This is a genomic window from uncultured Streptococcus sp. (assembly GCF_963536705.1).
Lineage (GTDB): Bacteria > Bacillota > Bacilli > Lactobacillales > Streptococcaceae > Streptococcus.
Map to the genome: position 1 here is coordinate 1 of NZ_CAUTAP010000007.1, position 23,289 is coordinate 23,289.

Annotated in this window: 25 protein-coding genes; all 25 read left to right on the forward strand. The window is 43.3% G+C overall.

Annotated elements, in window-relative coordinates:
• Positions 1 to 755: ATP-binding cassette domain-containing protein (locus tag RWX26_RS05350; RefSeq protein WP_314579909.1), on the forward strand; the 755-nt coding region annotated here is incomplete at its 5' end.
• 95 nt (positions 756 to 850) lie between these two features.
• Entirely contained in the window at positions 851 to 1,273 is a 423-nt protein-coding gene (locus RWX26_RS05355; RefSeq protein ID WP_314579911.1) for a hypothetical protein, read from the forward strand.
• A gap of 30 nt (positions 1,274 to 1,303) precedes the next feature.
• The gene (locus RWX26_RS05360; protein ID WP_314579914.1) at positions 1,304 to 2,575 is read left to right on the forward strand and encodes a DUF2130 domain-containing protein; all 1,272 of its coding nucleotides are present in this window, start codon (positions 1,304 to 1,306) and stop codon (positions 2,573 to 2,575) included.
• A 9-nt stretch (positions 2,576 to 2,584) separates the two neighbouring features.
• On the forward strand, positions 2,585 to 3,028 hold the full coding sequence (locus RWX26_RS05365) for a GNAT family N-acetyltransferase (RefSeq protein WP_006270531.1): 444 nt from the start codon (positions 2,585 to 2,587) through the stop codon (positions 3,026 to 3,028).
• A 30-nt stretch (positions 3,029 to 3,058) separates the two neighbouring features.
• Positions 3,059 to 3,862: an alpha/beta fold hydrolase gene (locus RWX26_RS05370; protein ID WP_268699365.1), complete on the forward strand. Its 804-nt coding sequence runs from the start codon at positions 3,059 to 3,061 to the stop codon at positions 3,860 to 3,862.
• Between the two features lie 3 nt (positions 3,863 to 3,865).
• Positions 3,866 to 4,744, forward strand: coding sequence for a tRNA pseudouridine(55) synthase TruB (truB, locus tag RWX26_RS05375; RefSeq protein ID WP_314579921.1), 879 nt, complete (start codon positions 3,866 to 3,868; stop codon positions 4,742 to 4,744).
• 248 nt (positions 4,745 to 4,992) lie between these two features.
• The gene (locus RWX26_RS05380) at positions 4,993 to 5,922 is read left to right on the forward strand and encodes a bifunctional riboflavin kinase/FAD synthetase (protein WP_314579923.1); all 930 of its coding nucleotides are present in this window, start codon (positions 4,993 to 4,995) and stop codon (positions 5,920 to 5,922) included.
• A 111-nt stretch (positions 5,923 to 6,033) separates the two neighbouring features.
• The gene (locus RWX26_RS05385; protein ID WP_002906786.1) at positions 6,034 to 6,435 is read left to right on the forward strand and encodes a Spx/MgsR family RNA polymerase-binding regulatory protein; all 402 of its coding nucleotides are present in this window, start codon (positions 6,034 to 6,036) and stop codon (positions 6,433 to 6,435) included.
• A gap of 2 nt (positions 6,436 to 6,437) precedes the next feature.
• Complete coding sequence (locus tag RWX26_RS05390; RefSeq protein ID WP_314579925.1) at positions 6,438 to 6,716, forward strand: UPF0223 family protein; 279 nt, start codon at positions 6,438 to 6,440, stop codon at positions 6,714 to 6,716.
• Positions 6,706 to 7,476, forward strand: coding sequence for an inositol monophosphatase family protein (locus RWX26_RS05395; RefSeq protein ID WP_314579926.1), 771 nt, complete (start codon positions 6,706 to 6,708; stop codon positions 7,474 to 7,476). Before RWX26_RS05390 ends, RWX26_RS05395 begins: the two co-directional genes overlap by 11 nt.
• The gene (locus RWX26_RS05400) at positions 7,477 to 8,781 is read left to right on the forward strand and encodes an RsmF rRNA methyltransferase first C-terminal domain-containing protein (RefSeq protein WP_314579927.1); all 1,305 of its coding nucleotides are present in this window, start codon (positions 7,477 to 7,479) and stop codon (positions 8,779 to 8,781) included. It abuts the gene before it with no gap.
• A gap of 130 nt (positions 8,782 to 8,911) precedes the next feature.
• The gene (locus RWX26_RS05405; protein ID WP_002900576.1) at positions 8,912 to 9,793 is read left to right on the forward strand and encodes a phosphate ABC transporter substrate-binding protein PstS family protein; all 882 of its coding nucleotides are present in this window, start codon (positions 8,912 to 8,914) and stop codon (positions 9,791 to 9,793) included.
• Positions 9,790 to 10,707, forward strand: a complete 918-nt coding sequence (gene pstC / locus RWX26_RS05410; protein WP_002895771.1) for a phosphate ABC transporter permease subunit PstC — start codon at positions 9,790 to 9,792, stop codon at positions 10,705 to 10,707. Before RWX26_RS05405 ends, pstC begins: the two co-directional genes overlap by 4 nt.
• Positions 10,697 to 11,581, forward strand: a complete 885-nt coding sequence (pstA, locus tag RWX26_RS05415) for a phosphate ABC transporter permease PstA (RefSeq protein WP_002895770.1) — start codon at positions 10,697 to 10,699, stop codon at positions 11,579 to 11,581. Before pstC ends, pstA begins: the two co-directional genes overlap by 11 nt.
• Before the next feature lie 10 nt (positions 11,582 to 11,591).
• Complete coding sequence (gene pstB / locus RWX26_RS05420) at positions 11,592 to 12,395, forward strand: phosphate ABC transporter ATP-binding protein PstB (protein WP_002895769.1); 804 nt, start codon at positions 11,592 to 11,594, stop codon at positions 12,393 to 12,395.
• Between the two features lie 75 nt (positions 12,396 to 12,470).
• Positions 12,471 to 13,229, forward strand: a complete 759-nt coding sequence (gene pstB / locus RWX26_RS05425; RefSeq protein WP_009660526.1) for a phosphate ABC transporter ATP-binding protein PstB — start codon at positions 12,471 to 12,473, stop codon at positions 13,227 to 13,229.
• 14 nt (positions 13,230 to 13,243) lie between these two features.
• Positions 13,244 to 13,897, forward strand: a complete 654-nt coding sequence (gene phoU / locus RWX26_RS05430) for a phosphate signaling complex protein PhoU (protein ID WP_002895767.1) — start codon at positions 13,244 to 13,246, stop codon at positions 13,895 to 13,897.
• Between the two features lie 156 nt (positions 13,898 to 14,053).
• Positions 14,054 to 14,644 carry a hypothetical protein gene (locus RWX26_RS05435; protein WP_314579932.1) on the forward strand — a complete coding sequence of 197 codons (591 nt, stop codon included), beginning with the start codon at positions 14,054 to 14,056 and terminating at the stop codon, positions 14,642 to 14,644.
• Positions 14,645 to 14,860: 216 nt separating this feature from the next.
• Positions 14,861 to 17,401: a M1 family metallopeptidase gene (locus RWX26_RS05440; protein WP_314579935.1), complete on the forward strand. Its 2,541-nt coding sequence runs from the start codon at positions 14,861 to 14,863 to the stop codon at positions 17,399 to 17,401.
• 307 nt (positions 17,402 to 17,708) lie between these two features.
• Positions 17,709 to 18,191 carry a hypothetical protein gene (locus RWX26_RS05445; RefSeq protein WP_314579937.1) on the forward strand — a complete coding sequence of 161 codons (483 nt, stop codon included), beginning with the start codon at positions 17,709 to 17,711 and terminating at the stop codon, positions 18,189 to 18,191.
• 104 nt (positions 18,192 to 18,295) lie between these two features.
• The gene (locus RWX26_RS05450) at positions 18,296 to 18,970 is read left to right on the forward strand and encodes a response regulator transcription factor (RefSeq protein WP_002897753.1); all 675 of its coding nucleotides are present in this window, start codon (positions 18,296 to 18,298) and stop codon (positions 18,968 to 18,970) included.
• Entirely contained in the window at positions 18,960 to 20,351 is a 1,392-nt protein-coding gene (locus tag RWX26_RS05455; RefSeq protein ID WP_314579939.1) for a HAMP domain-containing sensor histidine kinase, read from the forward strand. Before RWX26_RS05450 ends, RWX26_RS05455 begins: the two co-directional genes overlap by 11 nt.
• 15 nt (positions 20,352 to 20,366) lie before the next feature.
• Positions 20,367 to 21,305 carry a ketopantoate reductase family protein gene (locus tag RWX26_RS05460; RefSeq protein WP_125347677.1) on the forward strand — a complete coding sequence of 313 codons (939 nt, stop codon included), beginning with the start codon at positions 20,367 to 20,369 and terminating at the stop codon, positions 21,303 to 21,305.
• 112 nt (positions 21,306 to 21,417) lie between these two features.
• Positions 21,418 to 21,804, forward strand: coding sequence for a VOC family protein (locus tag RWX26_RS05465; RefSeq protein ID WP_002895748.1), 387 nt, complete (start codon positions 21,418 to 21,420; stop codon positions 21,802 to 21,804).
• Positions 21,805 to 21,865: 61 nt separating this feature from the next.
• Positions 21,866 to 23,263 (forward strand): polysaccharide deacetylase family protein, encoded by a 1,398-nt coding sequence (locus tag RWX26_RS05470; RefSeq protein ID WP_314579943.1) that lies wholly within the window; start codon positions 21,866 to 21,868, stop codon positions 23,261 to 23,263.
• Positions 23,264 to 23,289 lie beyond the last annotated feature (26 nt).

The following is a 23,289-nucleotide window of genomic DNA, read 5'->3' on the forward strand; positions in this document are numbered from 1 at the left end:
AGAGCAGTCGGATTGAGCTGAGAGATGTTAGCTTCTCTTATGGAAATAAGAAAATCATTGACCAGGTTTCCCTCACCATTCCAGAAAAAACGACAACTGCCTTGATCGGACCTTCTGGCTCTGGCAAAACAACGCTCTGCAACCTCATCGCCCGCTTCTGGGATGTGGATCAAGGAAGTATCAGTCTAGGCGGGCATGATGTCAGGGATTACAGCTATGACAGCCTGATTCGCAATTTCAGCTTTGTCTTCCAAAGCGTCTATCTCTTTGAGGATACTATTGCTAATAACATTCGTTTTGGCAAGCCGGAGGCCAGTCAGGAAGAAGTGATAGAGGCTGCTAAGAAAGCCGCCTGTCATGACTTTATCCTCTCGTTGCCTGATGGATATGACACCAAGATTGGTGAAGGGGGTGCTAGTCTTTCTGGAGGTGAGCGTCAGCGCATTTCCATTGCTCGGGCTATTATCAAGAATGCACCTATTATCATTCTGGATGAAGCAACAGCCAATGTTGACCCAGAAAACGAAGAAGCTCTCATGCAGGCTATTCAGGCTCTGACTCGCGATAAGACCATTATCATGATTGCCCACCGACTCAAGACGGTTGAGCATGCAGACCAGATTCTAGTGCTGGATCAAGGCCGCATTGTCGAGCAAGGCAAACACCAAGACTTACTGGCCAAACAAGGTATTTACAGTAAGTTTATTCAAGAAAGAAAAACAGCCGCCAGCTGGCGGATTGAGATGGGTGAGTGATAAGCTGAAACAGCAAGCCAACGGCTTGCTGTTTTTAATTTCGAGAAAGGATGATATAATAATCATAAAGATTAACGAGTAGAAGTAGGAGAAAGATGGAAGGAGCAGAGAAGAAGCCTCCTGGCCGGGCCTTTAGTTTGCATGATTTGAGCACTCGGAAGATTTGGCTGGAAAGCAATCATTTGCATGTTCAGTTTGATTATATGATTGATTATAGTCAGGAGGGCGAAAAGTATTATGAAGCTAGCATTTGCTTTGAAAATGTTGAGCTTGATTATTGTCAAATCTACATTTTGGACAGTCAAGAAAATCGGGCATTCACTGGTGTTTACTATCCATTAGAACATTTTCTAAAAGAATATCCGCAATTTATTATTACAATTATTCACGAATATTACAGTGATAAAAAGTGTCTTTGGCAGGGAGAATTATCAATGGGAAATAAGATTTTTCCTTGTCAGCTCCAAATAATGTATGAAGGCTGCATGAACTGTCGGGTCGGAAAAGAAAAAGAATAAAGAGTTTAACTACAGAGAAAGAGGTACCCCATGAACGAAATCAAATGCCCCAACTGCGGGGAGGTTTTTACTGTTAATGAGAGCCAGTACAGTGAGCTTTTGTCGCAGGTTCGGACTGCAGAGTTTGACAAGGAAATTCATGCTCGGATTGAGCAGGAACTGGCTTTAGCAAAGCAGAAATCCCAGAATGCCCAACAAGCTCTCCTGTCGCAGAAAGAGCAGGAAATTAGCAATCTTCAAAATCAAATTGCTCAGTTTGAGACCCAGCAGGAATTGGCAAAGAAAGAGGCGGAGCAGGCAGCTAGTCTTCAATTGCAGGAGAAGGATAAGGAAGTTCAGCAATTGGAAAGTCAGCTGACAAAGCTGCGCTTGGAACATGAAAATCAATTGCAAAAGACCTTGTCTGCGCTGGAAAAAGAGCGTGACGAGGTGAAAAATCAGCTAGTTTTGCAAGAAAAGGAAGCAGCGCTGGCTCAGACCTCACTCAAAGAGCGCTATGAGGTAGAGCTGCGGCAGAAAGACGAGACCATAGAGTTTTACAAGGATTTCAAGGCAAAGCAGTCTACTAAGATGATTGGCGAGAGTTTGGAACAGCACTGCGAGTACGAGTTTAACAAGAACCGTATGGGGATGTTCCCACGAGCTGAGTTTGGCAAGGACAATGATGCCAGAACCGGCAGCAAGGGTGACTACATTTACCGTGAGGTGGATGAAAATGGTGTAGAAATTCTCTCCATTATGTTTGAGATGAAAAATGAAGGCGATGAGACAGCGACCAAGAAGAAAAACGAGCATTTCTTCAAAGAGTTGGATAAGGACCGGCGGGAGAAGGGTTGCGAGTATGCCATTCTGGTGACACTTCTTGAGGCTGATAGCGAGCTCTACAATTCAGGTATTGTCGATGTGTCCTATGCCTATGAGAAGATGTATGTTATCCGACCACAGTTCTTCTTGCCCATGATTACCCTCTTGCGCAATGCTGCGCTCAACTCGCTCCAGTACAAGCAGGAACTGGCCTTGGTGCGGGAGCAGAATATTGATATTACGCATTTTGAGGAAGATTTGGATGCCTTTAAAGTAGCTTTCGCCAAGAACTATCAGTCTGCTTCTACCAACTTTGGCAAGGCCATCGAAGAGATTGACAAAGCTATCCGCCGGATGGAAGAAATCAAGAAATTCCTGACAACCTCTGAAAACCAGCTGCGCTTAGCAAACAACAAACTGGACGACGTCTCTGTCAAAAAACTGACGCGCAAAAATCCTACCATGAAAGCTAAGTTTGAAGCATTGAAGGGAGACTAGGAGGCTCCTATGCAGATACGAAAAGCAACCATGAAAGATGCTGAAGCCTTATTGTCTCTATACGAAGACTTGGGCTATCCAACGACCGCTTCTAAGCTGGCTCGACGTTTAGAAATGATTCTCTCTCAGCCGCATTATGGCTGTCTTTTAGCTGAAAGAAACGGAGAAATTTTAGGTTTCTTAGGTTATGCAAAGCTCTTCTTTTTTGAAGCAGATGGATCTTACTATCGTATTTTGGCTTTGTCAGTTGCAAAAGAAGCAAGACGACAAGGAATTGCTAGTAGGCTAATCGATGAATTGAAAAAACAAGCGGTAAAAGAAGGAGTTAAGGCGCTGGCTCTAAATAGTGGATTAACTGCTGAACGAAATGCTGCACATCAGTTTTATCAGGCGGTTGGATTTGAAAAAGTGACTGCCGGCTTTGCTCTGCATTTAAAAAGTCAACATGAATAAACATGATAAAATAGTAAGGGAAACGAAGTAATGTCTTCAACAAAAGGGAAAACCTTATATTTTAACGAAAAAAGCATGGATTATGTGACCTTTGGAAAAGGGAAGAAGCCGCTGCTCATCATTCCAGGTCTAGGGGATGGTTTGGCGACTGTTAAGAGAATGACGCAAATGCTTGCCCTAGCTTATAGGGGCTTCGCAACAGCTTACCAGGTCTATGTTTTTAGCAGAATTAATGAGTTGCCAGAAAATTATACAACGCGAGATATGGCGACTGATATAGCTGAAGCAATGGATGTTTTAGGTTTGAAAACGGTAGCTGTCCTAGGAATTTCTCAAGGTGGTATGATTGCCCAATGGTTGGCAGCAGATTTCTCAGAAAGAGTTGAAAAATTGATTTTGACAGTTACTACTGCGAAACTGAATAATCTTGGTAGGGAGCGGATTACTCGCTGGCTTGAGTTGAGTCAGACTGGATCCTATAAGGAACTAATGTTGGATATTGCAAGTCACTCTTATACACCTAAATCCTTTGGAAAGTTTAAATACCTTTATCGAATAATGGGAATCTTTGGTCGTATTAAAGATAAACAGCGGATTGCTATTCAGACCATATCTTGCTTAAGACATGATAGTTTAGCAGTTCTGGAAAAGATCAACTGTCCTACGCTAGTCATCGGAGCAGAAGAAGATGACGTTCTAGGTGTAGAAGCTTCGCTCGAATTGCATCAACATATCAAAGATAGCCAGCTCACTATTTTGCTAGACTGTGGCCATGCACTCTATGAACAGCATAAGGATTTCCAAAAGAGAGTTTTAGTATTTTTAGAAAGTTAACCAATGAACGGAATTATCAACTTAAAAAAAGAAGCGGGCATGACCTCGCATGATGCGGTATTTAAGCTGCGCAAGATTTTAAAAAACAAGAAAGTCGGTCATGGGGGTACCTTGGATCCAGATGTGGTCGGGGTGCTTCCGATTGCTGTGGGCAAGGCGACGCGCTTGGTAGAGTTTATGCAGGAGGAAGGCAAGGTCTACGAGGGGGAGATTACCCTGGGCTGCTCAACGACAACAGAGGATGCCAGTGGAGACATCCTTGAGCGGACTCCGGTGACGGAGCTTTTAGAAGAAGTTCTCATTGATGAAGCGATAGAGTCCATGACTGGTGAGATTCGCCAGATTCCGCCTATGTACTCAGCAGTCAAGATCAATGGCCGCAAGCTTTATGAGTATGCAAGAGCGGGTCAAGAAGTGGAGCGGCCAGAGCGGCAGGTGACCATCTATAGTTTTGAGCGCACCAGTCCGATTTCCTACGAAGATGAGCAAGCCCGCTTTCGTTTTCGAGTCAAGTGCAGCAAGGGGACCTATGTCCGAACCCTGTCTGTTGATTTGGGAGCCAAGCTTGGCTTTGCCAGTCACATGTCCCAGCTGACACGGACTTCCTCAGCAGGTATGAGCTTAGATGATGCCTTGACCCTGGATGAAATAGCAGAGCGAGTAGCAGTAGATGATTTCTCCTTTCTCCAACCACTCGAGTTAGGAATCGGAGATTTAGTGAAAGTTGAGCTCTCTGACGAGCAGGTTGAGGATGTGAGAAATGGCCGTTTTATCAGCTTGGTGTCAGAAGAATCGGAGCTAGCTGGCTTTTATAAGGAGAAGTTAGTAGCCATTTTGGAAAAGCGGGAAACCGCCTACAAGCCCCGCAAAGTCTTCCTTTAATATCCGCAGTAGAATTGTCAAAAGATTGTTACTCTTTTGTAATATGAAATGTGCGCTTGCATGTTATAATAATTTCATTAAACCTCACAAAAGGACAGCAACCGCACAACTGCTGTCCTTTTGTTTTGCTTTTTTCAGTTTTTGACAAACGCCCTGACTAAGGCAGTAAAAATCTTTTTGAATATTTTGCGTTTTCGAGCAGAACGGATATTGTAAAAATAGCAAATGCGTAGTAAAATAGAGGAATGATGATAACCAAGAGAATTATAGATGAAAAAGGGATTGATCAGACAGAAGATACGGTCCTTGTTCTAGGCTATTTTGATGGGCTGCATAAGGGGCATCAGGCACTCTTTGAGAAGGCGAGAGAGATTGCTGATGAGCAAGAACTAAAGATTGCAGTGATGACCTTCCCAGAGTCGCCTAAGCTAGCCTTTGTCCGCTATCAGCCTGAGCTCATGCTGCATCTAGCTAGTCCTGAAGACCGGATGGCGCAGCTGGAAAGTCTGGGTGTTGACTATCTTTACCTGATTGATTTTACTAGCCATTTTGCGGGCAATACAGCTCGGGACTTTTTTGAGAAGTACGTGTCTCGTCTGCGTGCCAAAGCCGTGGTAGCTGGCTTTGACTATCATTTTGGCTCAGACCGCAAAGAGTCACATGAGCTGAGAGATTATTTTAATGGCAAGATTGTTATCGTTCCCTCGGTTAATTTGGATAATCGGAAGATTTCTTCCACTCGGATTCGGGAGACGATTGCTGTCGGAGATATGCTGGAAACACAAGAGCTGCTTGGCTACCCTCTGTCTACTCGTGGCATTGTGGTTCATGGCAATGCCAGAGGACGGACGATTGGCTATCCAACAGCCAATCTAGCTCCCTTGGATCGAGTCCATCTCCCAGGAGATGGCGTCTATGTCGCGGATGTTGAGCACAATGGTCAGCGCTATCGTGGTATGGCTAGTGTTGGGAAAAATGTAACTTTTGACGGTGATGAACTCCGTTTTGAGGTTAATATCTTTGATTTTTCTCAGGATATCTATGGCGATACCATTCGGATTTTCTGGCTGGATAAGATTCGCGAGATGGTTAAGTTTGATGGTATTGACAGCTTGATTGCTCAACTGCAGAGTGATGAACGAATCGCTAGAAGTTGGACTGGTTATCGAAATAGTTGAAAAATTTATATTTTCATGACATTCGGCAGTAATTTTCAAAAAAATATAGTCAAGCCAAATAAAATTTAGTATAATAGAGGTAGTTATTATACAGAATTAGAAGAGAAACGCATGATTACATTATTTTTATCGCCGAGTTGTACTTCTTGCCGTAAGGCGCGTGCTTGGCTGCTAAATCATGAAGTGCCCTTTCAGGAACATAATATCATGACGAGCCCTCTGTCAGCTCCCGAATTGCAACACATTCTTTCTCTGACAGAGAACGGTACAGACGACATTATTTCAACTCGCTCAAAAATTTTTCAGAAATTAGATTTGGATGTGGAGGATTTGTCTATTTCAACCTTGATTCAGTTGATTGAGGAAAATCCCAGTCTTTTGCGACGCCCAATTATTTTAGATGGCAAACGGATGCAAATCGGCTTTAACGAGGATGAAATTCGTGCTTTCCTGCCTCGTAGTTATCGTAAGGAAGAGTTAAGATCCGCAACTATGCGGGCAGATATTCAGTAAAGATGAACAAAAATTATAGTTACCCACTAGATTTATCGTGGAGCACTGAAGAGCTTGCTTCGGTGCTCTCTTTTTTTAATGATGTAGAAGCAGCTTATGAACAGAATGTCCAAGCAGAAAAGCTCTTGAAGTCCTATGCGGCTTTCAAGCAAGTTGTTCCTAGCAAGGGCCAAGAGAAGCGAATCGGCCGTGAGTTTGAAAACGTCAGCGGTTATTCGCTTTATCGTGCTGTTCAAGAGGCAAAAAGTAAAGGTAAAGGAAGCATTTCTCTTGGAAAATAAATTTCATTTTGCTAAAGAAATCATCTACCAAGCTGGTGCTTTTTTGAGAGAACATCTCTATGATGATTTGGATGTGAGTCAAAAAACCAGTGCCACTGACTTGGTCACCCAGATGGACCGGAGGGTTCAGGATGATTTGGTGGCTAAGATTCTAGCCCGCTATCCGCAGGATGCTATTTTAGCGGAGGAAAATGGACTCCGACATAATATTGCTGATGGCAATGTCTGGGTGATTGATCCAATTGATGGGACTACCAACTTTATCACTCAGAAGGCTGATTTTGCCGTTATGATTGCCTATTTTGAAAAGGGCATTGGTCGTTTTGGCTTAATCTATGATGTGACCAGAGACCAGCTCTATCATGGTGGCGGAGACTTTGACGTCTATTGTAACGACCGGAAACTTCCTGCTTTTGAGGACCGGCCTTTTCAAGATTTTCTTATGGCTTCTAATGCCGGTATGCTGCAGGCCAATGATTGGGGCTTGGCAGACTTGGCTAGGGAGTGTTTAGGTGTTCGGGTCTATGGCAGTGCTGGGATTAGCTTTAGCAAGGTGCTGTCTGGTGGCCTCTTGGCTTATTTCTCCTACAACTGGCCTTGGGATTATGCGGCGGCTTCGATTATGGCGGAGAAGCTAGGCTTTATCGTCCAGACCTTGGATGGCAGTCGGCTAAATTTCCAGACTAGGCAGCCTGTCATGATGGCGCCTAAGTGCAAACTATCAGCTCTGAAGCCTTATTTAGAAAAGGGGAAGCAGTAGATGGACTTTCCTAAAGGTTTTAAAGAAAAATATGAGCAGATTTTAGGCGCAGAAGCGGCGGATTTTTTTGCAACCTTTGACGAGGAGCCGATTTCGGCCTTTCGCAGCAATCCTCTGAAAGAAGGCCAGCAGAATTTCTCAGATGCCATTCCTCAGACAGACTGGGGCTTTTATGGCAAGGTGCCTGGCAAGTCTGCTGAGCATGTGACTGGTCTGGTTTATTCGCAGGAGCCTGCAGCTCAGATGGTGGCTCAGATAGCAGCACTAACTAAGGGGATGAAAGTCTTAGATTTGGCGGCAGCACCAGGTGGCAAGTCTACCCATCTCTTGTCTTTTCTGGACAATACAGGCTTACTGGTCTCTAATGAAATCAACAGCAAACGCTCTAAAATCTTAGTGGAGAACATTGAGCGCTTTGGTGCCAGAAATGTGGTGGTTACCAATGAATCAGCTGAGCGTTTGGTTCAGGTCTTTGAAGGTTATTTTGATCTGATTGTTTTAGATGCCCCTTGTTCGGGCGAGGGCATGTTTCGTAAGCAGCCGGATGCTACCCAGTATTGGACTCCGGATTATCCAGCCCAATGCGCCCAGCTCCAGCGAGAAATTTTAACAGCTGCTATGAGCATGCTTGCCAAGGACGGTCGTCTGGTTTATTCGACCTGTACTTGGGCTCCTGAAGAAAATGAAGACATTGTTTCTTGGTTACTGGAAGAATTTCCACTTGAACTGATTGATATTCCTAAGATAAACGGGATGGCTGAAGGGATTGGCTTTCCTGAGACAGCTCGGATGTATCCGCATCGCTTCAAAGGTGAAGGTCAGTTTGCAGCCCATTTTCGCTTTACTGGTGAGAATAGCTGCAAGAAAATTAAATCATGTAAGAATCGTTTGACGAGCGAGCAAAGAAAGCTATGGCAGGATTTTGAGAGCAAGCATCTAAAAACAGTCTTGACTGGTGACCTGCAGACCTTTGGGGACAATCTTTATTTGTTGCCAGCTGGCCTGCCAGACCTGTCCAAGATAAAGATTGCTCGTAACGGTTTGCATCTAGGAACGTTTAAGAAGAATCGCTTTGAGCCTAGCTTTGCCCTAGGCTTGGCTATGAAGCCCAGCGAAGTTCTGAATCGAGTTGAAATCAGTAATCAGGACTTCAAGAAATATGCGGCAGGTGAGACGATTGAACTGGCAGAGCCGCAGCCAAACGGCTGGTACCAACTAGTCCTTGGCGGGAACGGTCTGGGCTTTGCAAAAGTCACTGGAAAAACCCTGAAAAATTATTTCCCAAAAGGCCTGAGATTTAGATAAAATATTAGGAAAAGCTGGTATTATATGATATAGTTGAAGATGTGAATGTATTGAAAAAAGCTTCTTTCTGCTAAGTAAGAAATACTAAAGATACTTCCCATCCTCTTGATTTTATTAAAGGAGAAATCTTTTGAACAAATTGAAAAAATTTGCTTTAGCGCTGACAGCTCTGGGCTTAGGACTCACCTTATCAGCTTGTTCATCATGGATTGACCGTGGTGAATCCATGACAGCGGTAGGGTCAACTGCCCTGCAGCCTTTAGTTGAAGCGGCAGCTGATGACTTTGGCTCAAACAACATCGGTAAAACGGTTAATGTACAAGGGGGGGGATCTGGTACAGGTCTGTCTCAAGTGCAGTCAGGAGCTGTTGAAATCGGGAACTCGGATGTTTTCGCTGAAGAGAAGGAAGGGATCAAAGCGTCTGACTTGGTGGACCATAAGGTCGCTGTGGCCGGTATTGCTGTGATTGTCAATAAAGAAGTTGACGTGGATAATCTAACATCCGAGCAGCTGCAGAAAATTTTCACTGGTGAAATTACCAACTGGAAAGAGCTGGGCGGTAAGGACTTGGAGATCTCAATTATCAATCGTGCGGCTAGCTCTGGTTCCCGAGCAACCTTTGACAGTGTTATCATGGATGGGAAATCAGCTGTGCAGAGTCAAGAGCAGGATTCCAACGGTATGGTCAAAAATATCGTTTCTCAAACTCCTGGTGCGATTTCTTACCTGGCCTTTGCCTATGTTGACGAGTCTGTAAAAACCTTGAAACTTAATAACTACGAGCCAACAGCAGAAAATGTTGCTACCAATAACTGGTCGCTCTGGTCTTATGAGCATATGTATACACTGGGCAAGCCGACTGGTCTTGCTGCTGAGTTTCTTGAATACATGCTGTCAGACGATGTTCAAAAAGGGGTAGTTACCAGCATGGGCTATATCTCAATCAATGATATGAAAGTCAGCAAGGACGCTGATGGGAATGTCACAGCAATAGAAGGAGATTCAAAATGAAAAATGAGGAATTAACCAAAAAGTTGTTATCGCCTTCTAAAAATTCTCGCTTGGAGAAGTTTGGCCGCTATCTGACTTTTGCCTGTCTGTCACTGATTGTGGTGATTGTGGCTATGATTCTAATCTTCGTTGCTCAGAAAGGTCTATCTACTTTCTTTGTCAACGGCGTTAATGTTTTTGATTTTCTTTTTGGTGGCGTCTGGAATCCTTCTGGTAAGGAATTCGGTGCCCTGCCAATGATTTTAGGCTCTTTTATCGTTACCATTCTGTCAGCCCTGATAGCAACTCCCTTTGCGATTGGAGCAGCAGTCTTTATGACAGAGGTGTCTCCAAAAGGAGCAAAGATACTGCAACCGGCGATTGAACTTTTAGTTGGTATTCCGTCTGTTGTTTATGGCTTTATCGGTCTGCAAATCGTGGTTCCTTTTGTCCGTACAGTCTTTGGCGGTACGGGTTTTGGGATTTTGTCTGGTATTTTTGTACTCTTTGTTATGATTTTGCCGACAGTAACCTTTATGACGACGGACAGTCTGCGTGCTGTGCCGCGTCACTACCGTGAAGCTAGTCTGGCTATGGGCGCAACGCGCTGGCAGACCATTTGGCGGGTAACACTCAAGGCTGCTCGCTCAGGTATCTTTACAGCTGTGGTCTTTGGAATGGCACGTGCCTTTGGTGAAGCCCTAGCTATCCAAATGGTCGTTGGGAACTCTGCGGTGATTCCAACTTCTTTGACAACACCAGCAGCTACACTGACCTCTGTCCTGACTATGGGAATCGGAAATACCGTTATGGGAACAGTGGATAATAACGTTCTCTGGTCTCTGGCTCTGGTGCTCTTGATGATGAGCTTAGCCTTTAACAGTGTGATTAAACTAATTACAAAAGAAAGAGGTAAGAAAAACTATGCACGCTAAGAAATTAGATAAATTGGCGACTGGTGTTCTCTACACAATAGCGAGTATCATTGTTGCTATCCTTGCCTCTCTCATCCTCTATATCTTAGTTAGAGGTCTGCCGCATGTTTCCTGGTCTTTCTTGACAGGGAAATCCTCTTCTTACCAAGCTGGCGGTGGTATTGGGATTCAGCTATACAATTCCTTTTTCCTGCTGGTAATTACTCTGATTATCTCTGTGCCTCTTTCTATGGGGGCTGGGGTTTATCTGTCAGAGTATGCTAAGAAAGGACCAGTGACCAACTTTGTCCGCACCTGTATTGAAATTCTGTCTTCACTGCCTTCGGTAGTAGTCGGGCTCTTTGGTTATTTGATCTTTGTTGTCCAGTTCGAGTATGGCTTCTCAATCATTTCTGGTGCCTTGGCTCTGACAGTCTTTAATCTGCCTCAGATGACGCGGAACGTCGAAGATAGCCTGCGCCATGTCCACCACACCCAACGTGAAGCTGGTTTGGCCTTGGGAATTTCCCGTTGGGAAACGGTCCTGCATGTGGTCATCCCAGAAGCTTTGCCTAGTATTGTAACAGGTATTGTACTGGCTTCTGGTCGTATCTTTGGTGAGGCAGCAGCCTTGATTTATACAGCAGGTCAATCAGCTCCAGCTCTTGACTGGTCCAACTGGAATATTTTCAGCGTCACTAGTCCTATCTCTATCTTCCGTCAGGCTGAAACCTTGGCTGTCCATATCTGGAAGGTCAACAGTGAGGGAACAATTCCTGATGGAACGGCTGTTTCTGCAGGTTCAGCAGCGGTTCTCCTAATCTTCATTTTGATTTTTAATCTGGGAGCCCGCAAACTGGGCAGCTATCTGCATAAGAAATTAACCTCTGCTTAAAGGAGAAGAAATGACAGAATATAATTGGAATGAAAAACATATCATTACTTTTCCTGAAGAAAAGGTAGCCCTGTCGACCAAGGATTTGCATGTTTACTACGGTAAAAAGGAATCCATCAAGGGCATTGATATGCAGTTTGAAAAAAACAAAATCACTGCTTTGATTGGCCCCTCTGGATCAGGTAAATCAACCTATCTTCGCAGCCTCAACCGCATGAACGATACCATTGATATTGCCAATGTGACTGGAGAGATTCTCTATGAGGGGATTGATGTCAACCGCCCTGAAATCAATGTTTATGAAATGCGTAAGCATATCGGCATGGTTTTCCAACGGCCAAATCCTTTTGCCAAGTCCATCTATCGAAATATTACCTTTGCTCATGAACGGGCTGGTGTCAGAGATAGAAAGGTTCTAGATGAAATTGTGGAGACTTCGCTCAAGCAAGCGGCCCTTTGGGATCAGGTCAAAGATGACTTGCACAAGTCGGCCCTGACCCTCTCTGGCGGTCAGCAGCAGCGGCTCTGCATTGCCCGTGCTATTTCGGTCAAGCCAAACATTCTGCTCATGGATGAGCCAGCGTCAGCCTTGGATCCGATTGCGACCATGCAGCTGGAAGAAACCATGTTTGAGCTTAAGAATAACTATACCATTATCATTGTGACCCACAATATGCAACAGGCTGCCCGTGCTAGTGACTACACTGGATTCTTCTATCTGGGCGACTTGATTGAGTACGATAAGACGGCTAATATTTTCCAAAATGCCAAGCTTCAGTCCACTAATGACTATGTTTCAGGCCACTTTGGTTAAGCTGCCGTCCGTATTCATCACGATTCAACAAGCTTAGTCTTTGGTTGAATGTAAAATAAAATGAAGGAAAAACGTATGACAGAACCTATTTTGCAAGTCAAGGACTTGTCGGTTTATTATAATAAAAAGAAAGCCCTTAATAGCGTTTCACTTGATTTCATGCCAAATGAGATTACGGCTTTGATTGGACCGTCAGGCTCAGGTAAGTCAACCTTGCTCAAGGCCATCAACCGAATGGGCGACCTGAATCCAGAAGTAACTACTACAGGAACGGTCATTTATAACAGTCACAATATCTATGGTCCGAGGACAGATACGGTAGAGCTTCGCAAGGAAATCGGAATGGTTTTCCAGCAGCCCAATCCCTTTCCTATGACTATTTATGAAAATGTAGTCTATGGACTTCGGATTAATGGTGTTAAGGACAAGGCAGTTTTAGACGAAGCAGTAGAGCGCTCCCTTATTGGTGCTTCTATCTGGGACGAGGTCAAGGACCGTCTGCATGATTCCGCTATCGGTCTTTCCGGTGGTCAGCAGCAACGGGTTTGTGTGGCTCGCGTGCTAGCTACTAGTCCTAAGATCATTCTCTTGGACGAGCCGACATCAGCCTTGGATCCAATCTCAGCTGGGAAAATCGAGGAAACCCTCTACAGCCTGAAAGACAAATATACCATGCTTTTGGTCACTCGCTCCATGCAGCAGGCGTCTCGGATTTCTGAAAAGACCGGCTTCTTCCTTGGTGGAGACTTGATTGAATTTAATGAAACCAAGAAGATGTTCCTCAATCCAGCCCATAAAGAGACCGAAGATTACATTACTGGTAAATTCGGATAACAGAAAGGAATCTTATGCTTAGAGTACAATTTGAAGAAGATTTAGAAAAACTTCATAATCAATTCTACGCGATGGGAAATGAAGTCCTATCGCAGATTAACCGGACAGTGCGTGCCTTTGTCACGCATGACCGTGAACTGGCTCGTCAGGTCATTGAAGACGATGCTGAAGTCAATGAATACGAGGTGAAACTGGAGAAGAAATCTCTAGAAATCATCGCCCTGCAGCAACCTGTGTCGCAGGATTTGCGAACCGTTATCACCGTGCTGAAAGCTAGCAGTGACTTGGAACGGATGGGTGACCACGCTGTATCGATCGCCAAAGCTACTGTTCGGATGAAGGGAGAAGTTCGCATCGAGTCCGTAGAAGATGCCATCAGCAAGATGGGGCGTGATGTTAAGAATTTCGTCGAAGAAACCCTGAACGTCTACCTCAATGGAAATGTAGACCAAGCTTATGCTGTAGCAGCTATGGATGAGAAAATCAACCAATACTTTGATGATATTCGCGATCTTGCTACAGAGGAAATCAAACAAAATCCAGAGCTGATTGTGACTGGCCGCGATTATTTCCAAGTTATCTCTTACTTGGAACGAATCGGCGACTATGCCAAGAATATCTGTGAATGGGTTGTTTACTTTGAAACAGGTAAAATTATTGAGTTGTGATGATAAAAGATACGATTTGTGTCGTGTCTTTTTTGTATAATCTCAAGTATGGTTAGCATTCTATTTTGTGTTTTAACTTACAACTAACTATGTTATACTACTATAGTTGAGTTGAAATTCATATATATTTATATAAGTATATAATGGAGAATGTTTATGAAGAAAAAAATCCTTATAATGATTACTGTTTTGGTCATGTTAGGTTCAGGCGGAATCTACATGTACAACAAACTAACAAAACCTAACCTTAGCCCCAAAACAGCTAAACTCTATCAGCATGGCTTTCGACTTCTGGAAGAGCAACTAGGAACTTATATAAAAGAGCATTACTCAGGGGTTGAAAAGATTGAGTTTTCCCCAATCTACGTTACTGAGGAAGGGTCAACTTTCTCAAATGTCTATATCCGTCCAACTATTTATGATAAGCATGGAAATAAAGCCACTCTTGGCACTAAAGTTAATAATGTGTATCCAAGTAGCTTTGGTATCGTCTCACATATAATTCTTAATTTTGATGGAGGTGGAAATGAAGCTATAGATTTAAAGGACTCAAACGGGAATAACATTGATGTTTCTAACGCGCAACATTTACCTGATGAAGCTAAACTCACAAGAGCTAAAGGGATTGATTTGAATATGGAATTATTAGTTGAATACGGTCAGTTAAAAGATGTTGTCAAGGATGAAAAAGGAAGCCCAGAAGCTGAAATCATTTACAATGTTAAGCTAAGCAAAGAGGAAGGATGATGTGGCACTAACTGGGGAATGTGATAGTTTTCCTAGCTATTTGAATGGGAACCTTTCTTCTATTATCATAAACCAAATGGACAGGTTTTCCTGTCTTTTTGCTTGCATTTATTTTGCAACGAAATCTTTTAAATATGATACAATAATAACAGATTATAAGCGGACAAGGGTAGCAGATTGATCTTGCTACATTGTTCGTTAGATGAGGAGAAGCTTATGCAAGCAGTTAAACATTTTATTGAAACTTTTGTTCCTGAGCACTATGATCTCTTTTTGGATCTGAATCGTGCTGACAAGACTTTTTCAGGCAAGGTGACCATTACTGGGGAAGCTAAGACGAGTAAGGTTTCCCTACATCAAAAAGATTTGACAGTTGAAGCTGTAGAGGTGGCTGGCCAAGCACGTCCTTTCGCTCTGGATAAGGACAATGAAGCTCTTTATATCGAGCTGGAAGCAGCTGGGTCTGTAGTGGTGACAATAACTTATACTGGTAAGATTACGGACAATATGACGGGGATTTACCCATCTTACTACACGGTTGATGGTGTGAAAAAAGAGATTATCTCTACGCAGTTTGAGAGTCACTTTGCCCGCGAAGCCTTTCCGAGTGTGGATGAGCCAGAGGCTAAGGCAACTTTTGATTTGGCTTTGAAATTTGACCAAGCAGAGGGTGAGTTGGCCCTGTCTAATATGCCGGAAATTGATGTTGAAAACCGCAAAGCGACTGGCGTTTGGAAGTTTGAAACGACTCCACGTATGTCTTCCTATCTCTTGGCTTTTGCTGCGGGTGATATGCAAGGAATTACTGCTAAAACCAAGAATGGAACTTTAGTAGGAGTTTATGCGACCAAGGCCCACCCAGAGAGCAATCTAGAGTTTGCTTTGGACATTGCGGTTCGCTGTATCGAATTTTACGAAGAATACTATGGAGTCAAGTATCCTATTCCTCAGTCCCTTCATGTGGCCCTGCCAGATTTTTCTGCTGGGGCTATGGAAAACTGGGGCTTGGTGACCTATCGGGAAATTTATCTGCTGGTGGATGGAAATTCAACAGCCCTGAGCCGTCAGACAGTTGCCTTGGTTGTTGCACACGAACTAGCCCACCAATGGTTCGGAAATCTAGTGACCATGAAGTGGTGGGACGACCTCTGGCTCAATGAAAGCTTTGCCAATATGATGGAGTATGTCTCAGTTGATGCGATTGAGCCTAGCTGGAAGATTTTTGAAGATTTTCAGACCAGCGGAGCTCCTTATGCCCTCAAGCGTGACGCGACAGATGGCGTCCAGTCGGTCCATGTAGAGGTCAAGCATCCTGATGAAATCAATACTCTTTTTGATGGAGCGATTGTTTATGCTAAGGGTAGCCGTCTCATGCACATGTTGCGCCGTTGGCTGGGAGACGATGCCTTCCGTAAGGGACTAGGCGCCTACTTTGAGAAGCACCAGTATGGGAATACCATCGGTCGTGATCTTTGGGATGCTCTTTCTCAAGCTTCTGGCCGTGATGTAGCTGCCTTTATGGATGCTTGGTTGGAACAACCGGGTTATCCAGTTGTCACTGCTAAGGTTGAAAATGACTGCTTGATTTTGACACAGAAGCAGTTCTTCATTGGAGAGCACGAAGACAAAGGCCGCCTCTGGCCAGTACCGCTCAACAGTAACTGGCAAGGACTTCCTGATACTCTGACGACAGAAAGACTGGAAATTCCTAATTATGCAGCCCTGGCAACGCAAAATGAAGGAGCCCTGCGTCTCAATACAGAAAACACTGCTCACTATATTACAGATTATCAGGGTGAGTTGCTTGATGCTCTTCTGAATAATCTTAGCTCTTTGGACAATATCAGCAAGCTGCAAATCGTGCAAGAGCGCCGACTTCTGGCAGAGTCAGGTATGATTTCCTATGCGGATCTGCTGCCAGTTATCAGCAAGTTGGCAAACGAAACTTCTTATATGGTGGTTTCAGCTGTTTCCCAAGTGCTAGAAGGATTGAACCGCTTTGTGGATGAGGGAAGTCAGACTGAAGAAGATTACAAAGCCCTGCTGAAAGTACTTAGTCAAAGCAATTTCGACCGTCTTGGTTTTGAAAAACAGGAAGGTGAAAGCGATGAGGATGAGATGGTTCGTCAGCTCATTGTGGGTAATATGATTAAGGCGGACGATGAGACAGCTAGAGCTCAAGCTAGCCAGATTTTTGAACGCTATCGTGATAATTTGGAAAAACTCCCTGCCGCTATTCGCTTGCAGGTATTGGTCAACCAAATCAAGCATCATGAAAGCAAGGAGCTGACTAAGCTTTATCTGGACCTATATGTCGCTTCAAATGACGGAAGCTTCAAAAACGCTCTTTCTACAGCCCTTTCTTATACGAAGAACCAGGAAACCTTGGATGAACTTTTAGCGACTTGGAAGGACAAATTTACTGTGAAACCGCAGGATTTGTCAGCTTGGTATGCTCGATTCCTCAGCCGTGATTTTACTCAAGAAGCAGTGTGGACTTGGGCGCGTGAGAATTGGGACTGGATCAAGGCAGCGTTAGGTGGCGACATGAGCTTTGATAGCTTTGTCATTAGCCCGGCAGTGGTCTTCAAGACAGAGAAGAGATTAGCAGAGTACAAAGACTTCTTTGAACCGCAGTTGGACGATATGGCGATTAGCCGAAACATCAGCATGGGAATCAAAGAAATCGCTGCGCGTGTTGAATTGGTGAAGCGTGAGAAAGAAGCAGTGGAAAAAGCAATTCGAGCTGCAATCTGATAGATTTGATTAAAATGACTAGAAAGCCTGAGATATTATCTATTTCAGGCTTTTTCTGTGTTATAAGATTTTGAAAATAAAAGTTCAATTTATTGCCTTGTATGAATGACAATAAAGAGCTTTATATCCAATTTCTCGCATTTTCAGCCTTTTTTAAGAAAAAATTCAGTCCTGTTTAAGTAAAAATCTATATGATAATGCTATTCAAGTGAAAGGATGTGTATGGGATGACTTGTAAGCTGCATTAGCTTCTTGTTTGATAGAAACAGATTGAAAAATTTACAAAAGAAAGAAGGAATCGTATTAAATGGATATGGAAAAAATGATTGTTGTAGAAAAAAGCACCAAATGGTGGCTGACAGTTGCGACGGGTGGTGCTCTAGCAGTCGGACTTCTGAGTGGCTATGGTCTTGCGACAGCTATTCACGGTACAAACAATCAGCAATCAGCTATTCAACAGCCAGCTGCTATGCCTGGAGCACCGGAGCAGGGTCAGAATGGCCAGGATGCAGGAAATGGAATGCCGCCACAAGCTGGTCAGAATGGTCAAAATGGTGGACCGGGTAATGGCATGCAGCCGCAGGATGGTGGACCAGGACAAAACGGTCAAGACCGAGGTATGCAGCCTCAAGACGGCCAGGAGTCTGACAATGACAAGAGCAAGAATTCATCTGCTCAGCAAAATGACAACGAGAAGAAAAATAAGAAAAAGTCTTCAACGAACACAAATGAACAATCGGACAAGAACAATAATAAGTCGACAAAAGAAAATAAAACGTCGCAGTCGTAGAAAAAACTTACTGATTTTGACCCAAGTCATGATATAATAAGAATAGCAAATAAAACAAAAACCAAAAGACATAATCTTGGAAAGTTTTATTGGAGGAAAGAAAAATGATTAAAATTCTATTGGTAGAAGATGATCTTGGACTGTCAAACTCAGTTTTTGATTTTTTAGATGATTTTGCAGATGTAATGCAGGTTTTTGATGGTGAAGAAGGTCTATATGAAGCAGAAAGCGGTGTTTATGACCTCATCTTACTGGATCTCATGCTGCCTGAAAAGGATGGTTTCCAAGTGCTGAAAGATCTCCGAGCAAAAGGAGTCACAACCCCTGTCCTCATCATGACTGCTAAGGAAAGCTTGGATGACAAAGGACATGGCTTTGAGCTAGGCGCTGACGACTATCTGACAAAACCTTTCTATTTGGAAGAACTGAAAATGCGGATCCAAGCGCTCTTGAAACGCGCTGGTAAATTCAACGAGAATACTCTTTCTTATGGTGATGTAACTGTTAACCTATCTACAAATTCAACCACGAAGGCTGGTAAAGATGTAGAGTTGCTTGGTAAAGAGTTCGACCTCTTGGTTTATTTCCTGCAAAATCAAAATGTAATCTTGCCTAAGACTCAAATTTTTGACCGTCTGTGGGGCTTTGACAGTGATACCACTGTTTCCGTTGTCGAAGTGTACGTTTCAAAGATTCGTAAAAAACTGAAAGGAACGGCATTTGCGAAAAACCTACATACTCTTCGTAGTGTCGGCTACATTTTAAAAGATGCTGAATAAAATCAAGAAGACCTTTTATGCGGATGATTTCTCTTATTTCATTCGCTATTTTGGGTTGTTTACATTAATCTTCTCGGCCATGACCTTGATTATTATTCAGGTTATGCGCTCCAGCCTTTATACGTCAGTTGATGAAAATCTGAAAAACCTGAGTAATGATCCTAGTTCAGTAGCTGATTTGGCCTATAGGACGACAGGCCAACAGTCTGATCCAAGCAATAAGGTCAATACTAAAAGTCCTAAAAGCAGTAAAGACCCAGATGGCAATCCAAACGAAGAGCCTAAGCCTGATAATCTGACGACGCCAAATTTCAGTTCTAATACTTTCGCCCTGCTTTTGGATGATAATTATAAAAATATTTCCACCAGCAAGAGCGATGGCTTTCTGGACTTTAATTCCTTGGACTTTAACAAGTCCTATCTGAATCAGATTAAGGAAATTGTGATTGGCAACAGTTTTGGTCAAACGGAAAGCTATCGGGCTTATCTCTTTGATATTGATCCTAAAAATGAGTATCCTGATATCAAGTACGCTGTGGTCATGACTAGTATCAGTCAGTTGGAGCAGACCAGCGGCAAGCATGAGCAGTTGATTGCCATGGTTATGGTCAGCTTTTGGGGAATTTCCCTGATTGCCAGTATCTATCTGGCTCGGATGAGTGTTAAGCCCCTGCTGGAAAGTATCCAGAAGCAGAAAGCTTTCGTGGAAAATGCCAGCCATGAGCTGAGGACTCCTCTGGCGGTATTGCAGAGCCGCTTAGAAACACTCTTTCGTAAGCCTGAAGCAACAATTATGCAGAGCAGTGAAAATATCGCTTCTAGCTTGGATGAAGTACGTAATATGCGCCTATTGACGACCAATCTGCTCAATCTGGCACGTCGTGATGATGGCATCAAACCTCAATATGGTGAAGTCGAACCAGAATTTTTTGATACGACCTTTGCTAATTACTGCATTATCGCAAGGGAGAATAAAAAAGCTTTTCATTCAGAAAATATGATCAAGCACCCTATTGTGACCGATCAAATTTTTCTCAAACAACTGATGACTATTCTATTTGACAATGCTATCAAGTATACAGATGATGATGGCGTAATCAGTGTCATGGCTACTTCGACAGATCGTTACCTTATTTTCCGAGTGGCGGACAATGGCCCTGGTATCAGCGATGAAGATAAGAAGAAGATTTTTGATCGTTTTTATCGGGTGGACAAGGCTCGGACCCGTCAGAAAGGTGGCTTTGGTCTGGGACTTTCTCTGGCCAAGCAGATTGTCGATGCTTTCAAGGGCACCATTTATGTCAAGGACAACAAACCAAAAGGTACGGTCTTTGAAGTTAAACTGCTATTGAAAGAAATGAAAAAGCGCTCCGTTAAATAGCGGGAGAGGCCTAATATGAACATTTTGGTTTATGGTGCTGGCACAATTGGTTTGACATACGCTTGGTTACTGTCTAATCAACATCAAGTTACTGTCTTAGTTAGAGAGCATAAGCTGTCGACTTTAGAGCAAGGCTTCACACTTTCTATTAAAGATTTAAGGAAAGACGAACAGGTCTATAAAGAACATCATTTCCAGCCGCCATTGGTGACGAGTATTGATCAAGACTATGACCTGATTCTCTTAACGGTAAATAGTTTGCAACTAGAGCAGGCATTGAATCATTTAGCGGCTATAAAGGAAAAAGCTCATTTACTTATTTTACAGAATAACTGGAATATCAACTCCAAGATTCCTTCTTATTTGAACAGAAAGCAGGTGTCGTTAGCTTTTCCTTCTTCTGTTGGAGGAGGGCGAAAGAGTGATGGTCGGATCCAAGCTATCATTTTCAAAGAAGCTACGTTACTTGATGATGATTCTTATACATCAGAGTTGTCTCCTATTTTCATAGCTAGTGGGATAGGCATTGATGCTATGCCTGACTTGGCTTCTTGGATGAAGGTTCACTGCCTTCAGGAGGCGGTAATGGCAGGTGCAGTTGCAGAAGCGGGGACTTTTGATGCACTCTTGAAAGATAAAAAAGCAATTCGAAAGATGATTTGCGCTTGGCGAGAAGGTTTAGAACTCTGTCAGCGATATGGCATTCCTAAACATCGTTATAAACCTACTAAATATCTATCCCTGCCCCTATTTCTCTTGGTTCCAGTAATGAAGTTCATGTTGAGTCAGCCTTTGATTACCGAAATGGTCACAAATCACATGCATTCAGGCTATGCCGAGTGGGTTGATCAATATTTTGAAATCAAAAGAAGTGCTGAGAAAGAAAGCATTCCCATGCCTCAATGGAATTCGTATAGCGACTTCATTGATCAGTTTTTGAAAAACAATTCTTAGCAGGCCTTAATGGCTTGCTTTTTATCTGCTTTTATTTACTTTTTTAAAAATTTAATATAAGTTTTGCCTAAAATAGGGTATAATAATAAACAAGAAAGAATGAGGTGAAATTATGGCATCAAAAATGTTACATACTTGTTTGCGTGTGGAGAATTTGGAAGCGTCTATCGCTTTTTATGCAGAGGCTTTTGGTTTTAAAGAGCTGCGCCGCAAGGATTTTCCAGATTATCAGTTTACTATCGTTTATCTAGGTTTGGAAGGTGATGATTATGAGCTGGAACTGACCTATAACTATGATCATGGCCCTTATGTGATTGGGGACGGTTTTGCTCACGTGGCACTTAGCACGCCAGACTTGGAAGGTCTGCATGCTGAGCACAAGGCCAAAGGCTATGAAGTGACAGATCCAAAGGGTCTTCCTGGTAACCCGCCTAATTATTATTTTGTAAAAGATCCTGATGGCTACAAGGTGGAAGTCATTCGTGAGAAGAGTCTTTAACATCTAGCTGAAGTTAATTTTGCAAGATAAATGATGATTTTTATTCATTTAGGACAGGTGTATGAAAAGACAAAATAACAAGAAACACGGTAAGAAAACATTCATTGTTCTCAGCTTGCTAGGTTTAGCTTTTGTTGCTGCTCTATTTCTGGGTGCTGTAAAAATTTACGCTATTTTCCAAGAAAAGGAACTGCAAGAGAAGGTTAGTGTGCTGATTTCTCAAGAAGAGACCTACCACGCTGAAAAAACTGAAAAGCAGAGCAAGATGATTGGCAGCCACTATGTAGAGGCCTTTTATCCTCTGCTGGATGGTCAGGTTATGGCAAGTGTCAAGGAGCAGATGGACGCTGATAGCCAGACGATTAAGGATAATCAGAAGAAGGGCGATAAGATTGAGGAATTGACCTTCTACTATGCCGAGGAAAAAGAAACGAGCCTGAAGGATGTTAAAGAAGTATTGGTGCATCGCAAGGACTATCATGTCAAAGAGATGAAAATCAGTAAAGGAGAAGAGCGGGAAGTTGCTGACAGCTATCTCGGTCCAGACGGCAGCCCTTTCACTCTGGATAAGCTCTTTCAGGATCCTGATGCAGCTAAGGAAATCTTCATCAACGAGATATCCAGCCAGCTGACCTTTAGACAGGCCGATGAAGCGTTACAGACGGAAATTCTCAATAACCTCAATGGAACGGAGTTGGGTCAGTGGTCCTTCCGTTATGAGTACAGCCATTTTTCTATTAAGCTGAGTAAGGAAGTGCAAGGCTTAACCAGCGTTGACGTTCCTTTGTCTAGCTTTTATGACCAAATCAATGTGGACTATCTGACTGGCGATGACTTGGCAGCTTATCAGAGTTTTGAAGCTAAGAAGCATGTGAAGATGGTTGCTCTGACCTTTGATGACGGTCCAGATCCTAAGACAACACCGCAGGCTCTGGATATCCTTAAGAAATACGGTGCCAAGGCGACCTTCTTTATGGTTGGTCAAAACATTGCTGGTAATGAAGCGATCGTCAAGCGTGTGCACAATGAAGGTCATCAGATTGGGATTCATACATGGGACCATCCAGTCTTAACCAAACTTCCTCTGGAGACAGCCCAAAAAGAAATCCTTGATACACAGACCGCTATTAACAATGTCATAGGCATCAAGCCAACGATTACGCGGCCTCCTTATGGAGCCATTAATGCTACAATCCAAAATTCGGTTGACCAGTCCTTTATTATGTGGAATGTGGACAGTCTAGACTGGAAGACACGCAATACTAAGGCCATTATGCAAGAGATTGCTAAAACCCAGCCAGGCTCGATTATTCTCATGCATGATATTCACCAGACCAGCATTGACGCTCTGCCAAGTGTCCTCGAGTATCTGAAGAATAACGGCTATACTTTGGTAACGGTCGATGAGCTGCTGGAAGGTCAGCTAGAGCCCCATCGTATCTATTATGGTAGAGACTAAGACGGTCCTTGGGTTTAGCTTTTTGA